Source organism: Robbsia andropogonis (genome assembly GCF_000970345.1).
Classification (GTDB): Bacteria; Pseudomonadota; Gammaproteobacteria; order Burkholderiales; family Burkholderiaceae; genus Robbsia; species Robbsia andropogonis.
In genome coordinates this window covers 20428-32857 of sequence record NZ_LAQU01000032.1, presented here as the reverse complement: position 1 = coordinate 32857, position 12430 = coordinate 20428, and the positions used below count along the sequence as shown (strand labels likewise).

The following is a 12430-nucleotide window of genomic DNA, read 5'->3' as shown; positions in this document are numbered from 1 at the left end:
CGCGCATGTTGCGCGTGGGCATAAAAAAACCGCGCTCAGGGAGCGCGGTTTTTGTTCACCGTGCCATCGAAGGCACCGTGCTTACCGAATTTTGTGATCCGTTAAGCTAAACCTTGGTCGTTTACCAAGGTGATCGGGCCGAAACCCAATGCTTCTTTAGATCGGCTGGATGTTCGACGCTTGCAGGCCTTTCGGGCCTTGCTTTGCGTCATAGCTGACCTTTTGGTTCTCTTGCAGCGACTTGAAGCCTTCGCTACGAATTTCCGAGAAGTGGGCGAAAAGATCGTCACCGCCGCCATCCGGAGTGATGAAACCAAAGCCCTTAGCGTCGTTGAACCACTTGACGGTACCAGTTGCCATTTACGTACTTTCCTAACTATTTGTGTTGAAGTGGGCGAAAGCGCCCGGAGTGCATGATATCAAGGAGGTAGAAATGACGACAGAAGTACCGTGTTGAGGCAACTACGTGCAGACAAATGCTCACGCTTGAAAATCTTGCTCACTCTTTATACGATTAAATCCGACAATCGTCAACCCCCTCAACACACATGATACACAGATAGATGCCTTCGTGTGCGTTACGCGACAACGATTCAAAAAATAATGAATAATCATATAGTTAATTTTTGGTTCCACCGCGTATTTTTGGCGTGATCCGGTTGTCGTGCGCAAAATAAAAGCCGCGCAGCGTCGTTTGGTGACGCTGCGCGGCTTACCACACACTGTTTGAACGGTCAGGCGGCAGTGAAGACCTGCTGCAATTCACCCGACTGGTACATCTCGGTCATGATGTCCGAACCACCGATGAATTCGCCCTTGACATAGAGCTGTGGAATGGTCGGCCAGGCAGAGAATTCCTTGATGCCCTGGCGGATTTCCGGGTCTTCCAGCACATTCACGGTGAACGGCTTGTCAACACCGCAGGCCTTCAGGATCTGCACGGCGCGGCCAGAAAACCCGCACATCGGGAATTGCGCGGTGCCTTTCATAAAGAGCACCACGGGGTGCTCGTCGACCAGTTGTTGGATGCGTGCTTGCGTGTCCATGACGAAAAACCTGAAAAACAAGAAAGGGGACGGCGCGCTCGCCGTCGCCACGGTGAAGCGGGCGAAGCGCCACGTTATTGGGCAAATGATAGCGGATTCCGAGGGGCCTTAGCGGATCGGCACCGTTGGGAAGGCGGGAATGCGCCGGATTATCCGCCAGGCGGACGACCACACGTTACCCGATCCTGACCACCCAGGTCCTGTGTTGTCCGGATGTCTTGCCACCCGGACGCACGGAACAACGCGCGCACCGATTCACCCTGGTCGTAGCCATGTTCGACTAGCAAGGTTGGCCAGGCGTGATCGATCTGCGACCGCGACGTGGCTGGGTATCGCGGCGTCGCATCGTGCACCGGTTCCGGCATGGCAGTCACCGGCGTGCCATCGGCATGCCGCAACCAGCGCATCGCTTGAGCCGTCAGGATGCGCAACGGTCCCAGGCCGTCCGCGTCGTCAGTCAACGCGCCACGTGGTTCGAAACGCAGGTCACCTTGCGACAAATGCGCATCGTCGCGGTGTATGTAAGGAGGGTTGCTGACGATGACATCGAAGAACGATGCATCGATCCCCGCCACTGACAACGCTTCGAACCAGTCTCCCTCGATAAAACGGATGGATTGGCGGCGGCGCTCCCCGAGCAACGCGGCAGCGTTTGCTCGGGCGATCGCCAAGGCGGCCGCGCTGCGATCCGTCGCGACCACCTCGACAGTCGGCCGTTCCGCCGCCAATGTGACGGCGATGGCACCGCTACCTGTACCCAAGTCCAGGACACGTACAGGCCGGGTGTCGGCGCGTCCGAGGCGCAGGTGACGGTCGATGACCGCCAATGCCTGCTCCACCAGCAGCTCGGTATCAGGGCGGGGAATAAGAACGTCGGGCGTTACCTGAAAATCACGTCCGTAAAATTCCCGTGCACCCACCAACTGGGCGACTGGTTCACCGGCATGTCGCCGCGCGGCCAGTGCCTGGAAAGCACGCAATGCATCGGGCTGTGTGACGTCGAGGCGTTCGTCGGCACGGGTGACCAGGAAGGCGCGTGGCCACCGCAGCGCATGACATAACAGCACCCGTGCATCCACATTGTCCAAGCCCGATGCACGCAGCACATGCGCGACACTGGCGCCAGCCGGCCCGGCATCGGCCCGCTTTTCAGGTATTGCGTCGTCGAGACCGGCATGTTTGTCTGGCCCGCTGCCGCTGCCGCTGCCGCTGCCGCTGCCGCTGCCGCTGCCGCTGCCGCTGCCGCTGCCGCTGCCCGTCACGCGTCCGCCTCGCCGAGTGCGGCCAGTTGTTCCGCCTGGTGTTCGGATGCAAGGGCGCCGATCATTTCGTCGAGATCGCCGTCCATGATCGCATCGAGGCGGTATAAGGTGAGGTTGATACGGTGATCGGTCATCCGGCCTTGCGGGAAGTTATAGGTCCGGATGCGTTCGGAGCGGTCGCCAGAGCCGATCAGGCTTTTCCGTGTGGCCGCCTCCGCCGCATGCGCGGCTTGATCCTGCTTGTCCTTGATTCGGGCGGCCAGGACCTTCAATGCACGATCCTTGTTCTTGTGCTGCGAGCGGTCGTCCTGGCATTCAACGACGATACCGGTTGGTAGGTGCGTGACGCGGACCGCGGAATCGGTCTTGTTGATATGCTGTCCTCCGGCACCGGATGCACGGAATGTATCAATGCGCAGCTCCGCCGGATTCAGCGTGACTTCGGCAACCTCGTCCGCTTCCGGCATGATCGCAACGGTGCAGGCCGACGTATGGATGCGGCCTTGTGACTCGGTCGCGGGGACACGTTGGACGCGATGGCCACCGGATTCGAACTTCAGCTTCGAATAAGCACCTTGTCCGACCAGGCGGACAATGACTTCTCGATAGCCACCCAGGTCCGACGCGTTTTCGGACATCGTCTCCACCTGCCAGCCCTGGCGTTCCGCATAGCGCAGGTACATGCGCAACAAATCGCCCGCGAACAGCGCGCTTTCGTCACCACCGGTGCCGGCGCGGATTTCGAGAAAGATATTGCGATCGTCGTTCGGGTCTTTCGGCAGCAGCATCGTCTGCAACTCGCGCTCCAGCGTCGCCATGCGGTCGCGTGCCTGATGCATTTCGTCCTCGGCGAAGGCCTTCATCGACGGATCCGACATCATTTCCTGTGCATCCCGCTCGTCGCTGGCGGCACTACGCCATAGGCCATATTGCGTGACAACTGGCGTCAACTCCGCGTGTTCGCGGCTCAGGCGACGGTATTGATTCATGTCGGACGCAATGTCTTCGCTACCTAGCATGACCGTCAATTCGTCGAGGCGGCTGACCAATTGATCGAGCTTGCCTTGCATGCTTGCTTTCATCGATGCGGACCTTGCTGTGGCGTCTGCTGCGGGGAAGGAGCAGGCGCTGTTCGTTCAGGGTGCCCGGTCGGTGTAATGCGCCGGGCGGCAGGGGGCGGCAGGGGGCGGCAGGGGGCGGCCGGCATACACGGGAGGCGAGGAGCGCCGGCGCGCGGGAACGTGCCTTTGAAACCTCGATTACGCAAGTGAGACTGATGTTGCGGTGGCCTTCCAACAAGGGCTGCCAGGCTGTCCGGTGCGCCGTGTTGCCGTATCGTAAGTCGTGGTAGCGGCGCTAACGTTCGGGCGGGCCGTGACGGAACAGATCCGGTAGCAATTGCACCAGATGCTCGCGATCCGACGCATTGGCTTGGTTCAATGCCTGGGTCGGGCCATGCATGAATTTTTCGTCAATGAATGCGACAGGGCGTCCAGCACGGTCATTGGGTCTTCGCCACGCGCCAGCAATTTTTGCGCACGTTCAAGTTCCGCGCGGCGCATGGCGTCGGCCTGTTGGTGGATCGAGCGAATCACCGGCACGACCGACCGTGTCTCGATCCATTGCATGAAATTCGCAACGCGCGCCTCGATGATCTTTTCCGCCTCCGCGACGGCGGCCTGCCGCGCGGCGTTCCCTTGCCGGACCACGTCGCCCAGATCGTCGACGGTATAGAGGAAAACGTCTTCCATCTGCCCGACTTCGGGTTCGATGTCGCGCGGCACGGCCAGATCGACCATGAAGATCGGCCGGCGTCGCCGCGCCTTGATGGCGCGTTCGACCGCGCCAAGGCCGATCAGCGGTAACGTGCTGGCGGTGCATGAGATGACGATATCGAAGTCTTGCAGCCGGGTCGGGAGGTCCGCCAGGCCGATCGATCGGCCGTTGAAGCGCGCCGCCAGGCGCTCGCCGCGTTCCGCTGTCCGATTGGCGATGACGATCTCGCGCGGCGCGCGTGCGGCAAAATGGGTCGCGCACAATTCGATCATCTCGCCGGCACCGATGAACAGCACCCGCTGGTCCTGGATATGTTCGAAGATCCGCTCGGCCAGCCGAACGGCGGCGGCGGCCATCGAGACCGAGTGCGCCCCGATTTCCGTCTGGCCACGCACTTCCTTTGCGACCGAGAACGTGCGTTGAAACAATTGATTCAGATAGGTGCCCAGCGCGCCGGCCTCTGCGGCCGTACGGACCGCATCCTTCAGCTGCCCGAGGATCTGGGTCTCTCCCAACACCATCGAATCGAGACCGCTGGCGACGCGAAACGTATGGCGGACCGCTTCCGACTGCGGCAGCGCATAGACATGCGGCGCGAGCTCTTCGACCGGGACGTTATGGTATTCGGCGAGCCATTGCACCGCCAGATCCTGGCCGGCACGATTGTCGGTCGCACAATAGAGTTCCGTGCGGTTGCACGTCGACAGGATGGCGGCTTCCGGTAAGGCACCGCCAGACGGCTGTGCGAACAGCGCCAACGGCCCTGCGGTCGAACGACCCAGCCAGATCGATTTGAATGTCTGCAATGCGGGCTTGATTTGCTCGATCGAGAACGCCACACGTTCGCGCAAAGCGACCGGCGCCGTATGATGGTTGATCCCGATTGTGAGCAGTTGCATTTTTTATGACTCGCTGGTACGCCGCCATTATAGTCGCTTCTCTCTTACCCTTCCCGATTGCCCAAGGTCCTTCCGTCCTACAAGGCATTCCCGGTCGGAAATGACGTAAAGGCGCAACATTGGATGCCATGGCAGCTTTGCGGTGGCGGACGATGCGGGGATACGGCAGGGGAAAGCGTTGCCTGCCTTCAATGGGCATGTGTTCCGGTCGACGTTGCATGAAAACGATGCCGATGGAACGCGTAGGCGTTGGGTGGCGCCGTCGTTGATAATGCGCATGACGGCGGGGCGGGATTTGGTGATACGAGCGTGGAGACGGGCGATGGGGTGGCTTGGGACATTGATGATTGGCGCGGTGATCGGATGGGCGGGCACCTGGCGTGGACGCGCCGGCGCCACCCGGCACGCGCGTTGGATTGTCGTGCTGGCGTGTGCGTTGGCGGCAATGGTGATAAAGATGGCGGGCAATATTGTCGACGTGTTTGACGATGGTTCTATTGCGGAATGGCTCTGTTCCGTTGGCGCGGCGATGCTGATGCTGGGCGTCGTGCAGCAACTGCCGGCAGGGCGTCTACGTAACAAACGCGGCAGCGCATGACGGAATGTGTCTGTTGATAGTAGGGGCGTTCGTGTGAGCGGAGCGGTCGCATCACGGAAAAACGCGTCGGATCGGGCAAACGTACAAGGGGCGGCATGATGGGGAACGGGCAAGGCGCAGTCGATGCGGGAAGCGTTGTCGTAAGGCGGGCGGACGAAGCGGTGACGGCGACTGCCCAGCAGTCAGCGCTGGAACGCGTCACGCAGATTCAGGGCCGGATCGCCACTTTGCGAGCGGCGATGGCGGCAGCGGGACTGGCGGCCTATGTCGTACCGTCATCGGATCCGCACTTGTCCGAGTATCCGCCCGCGCGCTGGCTGGGCCGTGCCTGGCTCTCCGGATTCACCGGATCGGCGGGGACCCTGGTTGTCACGCCAACCCATGCCGCGGTATGGGCCGACAGCCGCTATTGGGTGCAAGCGGAAGCGCAATTGGCCGGCACCGGGATCGTGCTGGCGAAGTTGCAGGGTGGCCAGGTCGCGCCTCATATCGCCTGGCTGGCGGAGCATGTCGAGCGGGGCGGGCAGGTGGGAATCGATGCCCACGTGGTGGCGCTGGGCGCGGCACAGGCGATGACCACGCAGCTCGCGGACAAGGGTGTGACCCTGCGCACCGACGTCGACCTGCTCGATACGATCTGGCTCGGCCGTCCCGCGTTGCCCGACACGCCTATTTACGCGCATGCGTCGCCGTATGCGCCGCGCGCGCGTACGGACAAGCTTGCCGTCGTCCGCGAGGTGATGGCATCGTACGATGCACATTGGCATCTGGTATCCACACTCGACGATCTCGGCTGGTTGCTGAACTTGCGCGGCGCGGACGTCAGCTATAACCCGGTCTTTCTCGGCCATGCCCTTATCGGACGTGCAACGGGTGTCGATGGGCGAACGATAACCGGCGTGACGTTGTTTGTCGACCCGCGAAAGGTACCCGCGTCCCTGGCGGCCGAGTTGGAAGCGGACGGTATCACGCTGGCGCCGTATGACAAGGCCGAGGCCACCGTGCGCGCATTGCCCCCCGGAAGCCGGCTCCTGATCGACCCGAAACGGGCCACCCTCGGTATGGCGCAAGCGGCGCTTGATGCTGGCGCGGTGCTAGTCGAGGCGGCCAATCCGTCGACGCTGGCGAAAGCGTGCAAGATCCCGGAGGAGGCCGAGCATATTCGACGGACGATGGCGCGGGACGGTGCCGCTTTATGTGTGTTCTTCGCCTGGCTGGAGCAGGCGCTTGCGGCGCGGGCCGCCGGTGATGTGTCGCAGCCGCCGATCGACGAACTGATGATCGACGCCAGATTGCGCGCCGCTCGCGAGCAGCAGCCGGGTTACGTCTGTGAAAGTTTCGCGACCATCGCGGGATTCAACGCAAATGGTGCGATGCCGCACTATCGCGCCACGCCGGACGCGTTTTCAGTGATCGACGGCGATGGGTTGCTGTTGATCGATTCGGGGGGGCAATATCATGGCGGGACCACCGATATCACCCGGGTGGTGCCGATTGGTACGCCGTCGGAGGCTCAGAAACGGGACTATACGACGGTATTGAAGGGAATGATTTCCCTCTCGCGAGCACGGTTTCCGCATGGGATTCGCGGCCCGATGCTCGATGCCATCGCCCGCGCACCGATGTGGGCCGAGGGCATCGACTTTGGTCATGGCACCGGGCACGGCGTTGGTTATTTCCTGAACGTACACGAAGGGCCGCAGGTGATTTCGCACTATGCGAATGCCGATGCGGCCACGGCGATGTTGCCAGGGATGATCACGTCGATCGAACCGGGTGTCTATCGCGCGGGGCAGTGGGGCGTGCGAATCGAGAACCTGGTGATGAACCAGCCGGCGCCACGGACAGCGGAAGGCGACACGTTCGGACAGTTCCTGGCGTTCGAGACGTTGACGCTTTGCCCTATTGATACGCGGTGTATCCAGTCCGAGCGATTGACACCGGAGGAGCGTGCATGGCTCGATGCCTACCATGTCACTGTGCGCGAGCGGGTCGCGCCTTTGGTCGAGGGCGATGCATTGGCCTGGCTCGAGAAGCGAACGCAACCGTTGTGAGCCACGACGCGAGGCGCGGTGTTTTGCGCCTGCCGTGTCCGCATCGCCCAAGGGGGCTTTTCGCCGCATGCAATGCGAGAAGATGCTGCGACGGCGGTGCAAGGCTGTTCCGCACCACGCGCGGTGTAGGGTCGCCTGAGCGCGGCGCGCGCCGGGTTATTTGCCCAGCAACCCGCGTAGCGCGTCGCCGAGCCCCTTTGTCGTATCGCCGACGCTTCGAGCTACCCCTTCGGCATTGACGCCGAGGGCTTTCGCCAATCCCGCGATGATGCGGGTGGACAGCGTCTCATCCAGCGAAAACGACGGATCGGAGAGATTTCCGGAGAGCGTGAAATTCAGCGAGATCCGTCCCTTTTCGTCCTGCAGTGCGCTGATGACCGCCTCGCGCGGCAGCGTCTCCAACACCGATGTCGGGCCATGCCCGCGCGCGACCTGGAGTTGTGCGAGGGAAAGGGTACCGTTCGCCTGTAATTGTCGATTCTCGACCGTCGAATGCGCGCTCAGCGCGGCCCGGCCGTGCTCGAAAGCGATTGTCCCATGCGGATCGAGGTAGGGCGTCAACGTGCGGACGTCGACATTCTCGAAATGCGTGCGTATGTCGGATTGCTGCGTGGACAGCACGATCCATCCATCCATATGCACCGGACTGCTTCCGTTTGTCGCCTTCTCATTGTTCGCGGTGGTTGATGGTGATCCCGCCGCCGAGAATGACGCAGTGGCGGGCGCGCTTCCGGCGCTGCTTGGGCTGTCGGCGTCTCGGGCGTTGGCGGAAATCGTAAAGACCGTCTTGGCATCGCCGCTTGGGAACTGCATCGGGCCGATCTGCGCTTGCAGCCGATCGAAAGTCAGTCGATACGGTGCCGCATGGTCCCCTTCGCCAGCAAGCGTATCAATGCGTGCGTCTGGCGAGACGCGGCGATCGTAGAAATCCAGCGTGCCATCGCGGATCGTCACGTTATCCAGCCGGACAGGATAGCTGCGCGACGTGCCACTGCCGGTACTGCTGCCGACCGATGGCTGGGCTGTGCGTACGCTACTGGCTTGGTCCGCGACCGATGTCGTGGGAGCCATCCCGGGGGATGATGCCGGGGACGGCGCGGCCGCGCCTGCCGCTTCCGCGCCCCCGGTCGTCAACGTATTGGGTGGCGCGCCATTGACATCGTGCTTGGCGCGAAGGTTGGGAAGCAGCGTGATGCGCTTGTCGCTTCCCCGTACGATCGACAGATACGGGGTGTCGAACGTCGCGTCCCGGATCACCACCTGATGCTGCAACAGCGCCAGGGGTGCGAGCGATAGCGTGATTCGTCGCGCGCGCAATGTCTGTGGCGCGGGCCAACCGGGCGGGCCGCCGATCGTGACATCGTCGAGAATGATCTGACGTAGCGAAACATCGATATGGGCAGCATGGCCGGTGGGACCCAGCAACGCCACGACCTGCTTGCGCAGGGTATGCGTTGCCCATTGGGTCGCGACCAACGTGCCTATGGCGAGCACGGCGATGACGATGATGCCGCCGAACACGCGGCGAGCCTGGCGTGAGTGCATTCGGCGCTCCGGTTGACGCTGGCCCGAGATGGACCGGCACAGGACGAGAGGAGGGGCGATGTAAAACGGCGGACAGATCCCGCCGTTTTACCCTGGCGCTTAGCGGGTGATCGGCCGATAGCGCAGGCGTTTCGGTCGGCTGGCCTCTTCGCCAAGGCGCGCACGCCTGTCCGCTTCATACTCCTGGTAGTTGCCGTTGAAGAACGTAACCTGCGAGTCGCCTTCGAATGCCATGATGTGAGTCGCGATCCGGTCCAGGAACCAGCGATCGTGCGAAATCACCATGACGCAGCCGGCGAATTCGAGCAGCGCGTCCTCAAGCGCCCGCAGCGTTTCCACGTCCAGGTCGTTCGATGGTTCATCGAGCAGCAGCAGGTTGCCACCGGCCGACAGCGTCTTGGCCATGTGTAGCCGGCCTCGCTCACCGCCGGACAGCGTATCCACGCGTTTCTGCTGATCGCCGCCCTTGAAATTGAAGCGGCCGAGGTAGGCGCGCGCGGGCGTCTCGAATCGGCCAACGGTGATCAGGTCCGCGCCGTTGGCGATGGACTCGAATACGGTCTTATCGCCTTCCAGGTCCTCGCGGCTTTGTCCCACGTAAGCCATCTTCACCGTCGAGCCGATCTTGATGGTGCCGCTGTCCGGTGTTTCCTTGCCGGTCAGCATCCTGAATAGCGTCGACTTACCAGCGCCGTTGGGCCCGATGACCCCGACGATGGCACCCGGCGGCAATGTGAAGTTGAGGTTGTCGATCAGCAGCCGATCCCCGTAGGCCTTGCTGACATTCTCGAAGGTCACCACCTCGTTGCCGAGCCGCTCCGCGACCGGAATGAAGATTTCCTGCGTCTCGTTACGCTTTTGGTATTCCTGGCTGTTCAATTCCTCGAACCGGGCCAGACGCGCCTTCGACTTTGCCTGACGTCCCTTCGGGTTCTGGCGAACCCATTCCAACTCCTGCTTCAACGCTTTCTGACGGGCCGACTCGGTGGATTCTTCCTGCTTCAGTCGGTCCTGCTTCTGATCCAGCCAGCTGCTGTAGTTGCCCTTCCAGGGAATCCCGTGACCGCGATCCAGTTCCAGAATCCATTCGGCCGCATTGTCCAGGAAGTAGCGATCGTGGGTCACGGCGACCACGGTGCCCGGAAAGCGCAACAGGAACTGTTCCAGCCAATCGACGGATTCCGCGTCCAGGTGGTTGGTCGGCTCGTCGAGCAACAACATGTCCGGTTTCGACAGCAGCAGGCGGCACAGTGCGACACGGCGCTTTTCACCGCCGGACAGATTTCCGATCACGGCGTCCCAGGCCGGCAGGCGTAGCGCGTCAGCGGCCACTTCCAATTGCTGTTCGGGGTTTGCGCCATCCGACGCGGCGATGATCGCCTCGAAGCGTGCCTGTTCCGCGGCCAGCGCGTCGAAATCCGCGTCGGGCTCCGCATAGGCGGCGTAGATCTCTTCGAGCTTTTGCTGGGCGGTGAATACTTCGCCCAAGCCCTGCTCCACGGCTTGGCGCACGGTTTGGGTATCGTCCAGCTTGGGCTCTTGCTCCAGATAGCCGATCGTCAGATTCGGCATCGGTGTGGCCTCGCCTTCGATCTCCTTGTCGGCGCCGGCCATGATTTTCAGCAGCGTGGACTTCCCGGACCCGTTCAGCCCGAGCACGCCGATCTTGGCGCCTGGAAAGAACGACAACGAGATGTCCTTCAGGATGTGGCGCTTGGGCGGAACGATCTTGCCCACGCGGTTCATGGTGAAAACGTACTGTGCCATTTTTCAATTGAGGCGCGCGAGGTGGCGCCTGTGTTCGGAAGGGTTGACGGTGCAAAACGGGGTGCGCGAATCAGCCACGATAAACAGACCGCCGTTTGACGAAAGGCAATCGCCAAGGAAGCGACTGCCTGTGCATATCCGCATTCTACGGGATGTCGGGCGAACGACGGAGAGGCTTGAATTGCTTAGGATTTTTGCGAAGAGTCCCATAGCCCTCCCGATGAGGCATGACCGAGAATGGCCGCTTGCCATTACTCCCGAGACCCTTCCTATCATGACCTCTTCTCTTTTATCGCGAAGCACCTTGCTGATCGGATTGGCTGCAACTCTTAGTGTTCTGTGGTCCGTTTCTGCGATCGCCGAGGAACGGTCGCCGATCTATATTTTTGGTCTAGGTACCCTTGATCCGTCCAAGGTTACCGCCACGCCAGCCGCACAGCCTGGCAAGGAAGCCCAAGTCGGCGCCGCGGCGAACAGCCGTCGTGGCACGTTTGGTGGTGAACTGGGCGTGGGCTATCGATTTTCGCCCAATGTTGCTACCGAATTGAGCATCAATGCCGGACTGCCGCAGTCTGGTCGTTTTGGTGCAAATGGGGATTTCCGCACACATATGATGGGCGTGCGTGCCGGCGTACTCGGGATTGTGCCGCTGTCGTCAAATTTCGAGGTCTTCACGAAGGCCTCGATTGGATACGAATTCACGCGAACGCGTTTGAACTATGCAGGCGCGGTTGCCAATCAGCGTAAAGGACGCATCGTTCCTGCGATCGGGGTGGGTGTGACGTACTATGTAACGCCGAACTTGGCGTTCAGAGCCGAGTACGAATATCAGGTCAAGGTCGGCCGCAAGGCGCGTGCTGATGAGAACATAGCCGTTTCCTCGGGAGATGCGTCGGACGTGACGCTGCGGCGGCAAAACCTGGGCATGGTTAAAATCGGTCTGCAATATTCGTTCTGACCCAGGTCCGTTCCAGGGGGAAGAACTGCTTCCTGGTAAGTGCCCTGTTTCCCTTACCAAGCAAGCATGGGTCAAGCGCCGCCACGAATTCGTGGCGGCGTTGTTGCGTGGCACCAGCGAATCCGCGCGGCGTCAGTCGTTCGGGCCGCACTTCAAGTTACATCCGTCCGGATCGCCATAGTCGGCACGCTTGCGTGCTTCCGATGGCTTGCCGCGCTGGTACTTTGCGCTGGGTGCCGACGCCGCGAAGGGCATGTCCGGATGCTCGTTGATTTGGAATTTGTAGTCCAGGATGCCGCCTGGCACACCGGGCGAATTTTGCGCAAGGCAGGCTGGGCTTGCCAGTGCGGCGCATAACGTGGCCCCGGAAAGGGCAAGCAGCAGCGGTAAGACGTGCGTGCGCCGTCGAGCGCGTTGCTTTATCGGCGAATCTGAAACGGCGGAGAGCAAGGAGCGGAACATGACAGTGCGGCTTTAAGGCGTTGGAACTCGCAATGTAACGCAAGTCGCGCCGAGCTGCTTCGT

At 61.6% G+C, this 12430-nt stretch carries 10 protein-coding genes and 1 pseudogene; 3 read left to right on the top strand and 8 right to left on the bottom strand.

The features are described from left to right. Positions 1-156: 156 nt before the first annotated feature. From WM40_RS21320 to hemA, 5 genes and pseudogenes are all read right to left on the bottom strand, one after another. Positions 157-360, bottom strand: coding sequence for a cold-shock protein (locus WM40_RS21320; RefSeq protein WP_024901897.1), 204 nt, complete (start codon positions 358-360; stop codon positions 157-159). Positions 361-734: 374 nt separating this feature from the next. Beyond that, positions 735-1046 carry a Grx4 family monothiol glutaredoxin gene (gene grxD, locus WM40_RS21315; protein ID WP_024901896.1) on the bottom strand — a complete coding sequence of 104 codons (312 nt, stop codon included), beginning with the start codon at positions 1044-1046 and terminating at the stop codon, positions 735-737. A 149-nt stretch (positions 1047-1195) separates the two neighbouring features. Beyond that, the gene (gene prmC / locus WM40_RS21310; RefSeq protein ID WP_046153911.1) at positions 1196-2203 is read right to left on the bottom strand and encodes a peptide chain release factor N(5)-glutamine methyltransferase; all 1008 of its coding nucleotides are present in this window, start codon (positions 2201-2203) and stop codon (positions 1196-1198) included. A gap of 101 nt (positions 2204-2304) precedes the next feature. After that, complete coding sequence (gene prfA, locus WM40_RS21305; protein ID WP_024905969.1) at positions 2305-3390, bottom strand: peptide chain release factor 1; 1086 nt, start codon at positions 3388-3390, stop codon at positions 2305-2307. A gap of 274 nt (positions 3391-3664) precedes the next feature. Continuing rightward, a pseudogene (gene hemA / locus WM40_RS21300) lies at positions 3665-4983 on the bottom strand (glutamyl-tRNA reductase). A gap of 178 nt (positions 4984-5161) precedes the next feature. Here hemA and WM40_RS28180 point away from each other — a divergent pair. Further along, a complete protein-coding gene (locus WM40_RS28180) occupies positions 5162-5581 on the top strand; it encodes a hypothetical protein (protein WP_162199110.1) in 420 nt (139 codons plus the stop codon). Between the two features lie 98 nt (positions 5582-5679). Continuing rightward, positions 5680-7635, top strand: a complete 1956-nt coding sequence (locus tag WM40_RS21290) for an aminopeptidase P family protein (protein ID WP_081765223.1) — start codon at positions 5680-5682, stop codon at positions 7633-7635. Positions 7636-7791: 156 nt separating this feature from the next. Here WM40_RS21290 and WM40_RS28175 read toward each other — a convergent pair whose 3' ends face one another. Beyond that, entirely contained in the window at positions 7792-9180 is a 1389-nt protein-coding gene (locus tag WM40_RS28175) for a DUF748 domain-containing protein (RefSeq protein ID WP_024905965.1), read from the bottom strand. A gap of 99 nt (positions 9181-9279) precedes the next feature. Continuing rightward, positions 9280-10947 (bottom strand): energy-dependent translational throttle protein EttA, encoded by a 1668-nt coding sequence (ettA, locus tag WM40_RS21280; RefSeq protein ID WP_024905964.1) that lies wholly within the window; start codon positions 10945-10947, stop codon positions 9280-9282. Positions 10948-11221: 274 nt separating this feature from the next. On the opposite strand from ettA, the gene WM40_RS21275 reads away from it, so the two are divergent. Beyond that, positions 11222-11905 (top strand): outer membrane beta-barrel protein, encoded by a 684-nt coding sequence (locus tag WM40_RS21275; RefSeq protein ID WP_024905963.1) that lies wholly within the window; start codon positions 11222-11224, stop codon positions 11903-11905. A 132-nt stretch (positions 11906-12037) separates the two neighbouring features. Here the strand turns inward: WM40_RS21275 and WM40_RS21270 are convergent, their stop codons facing one another. Next, a complete protein-coding gene (locus WM40_RS21270; RefSeq protein WP_036013329.1) occupies positions 12038-12289 on the bottom strand; it encodes a hypothetical protein in 252 nt (83 codons plus the stop codon). Between the last annotated feature and the right edge of the window lie 141 nt (positions 12290-12430).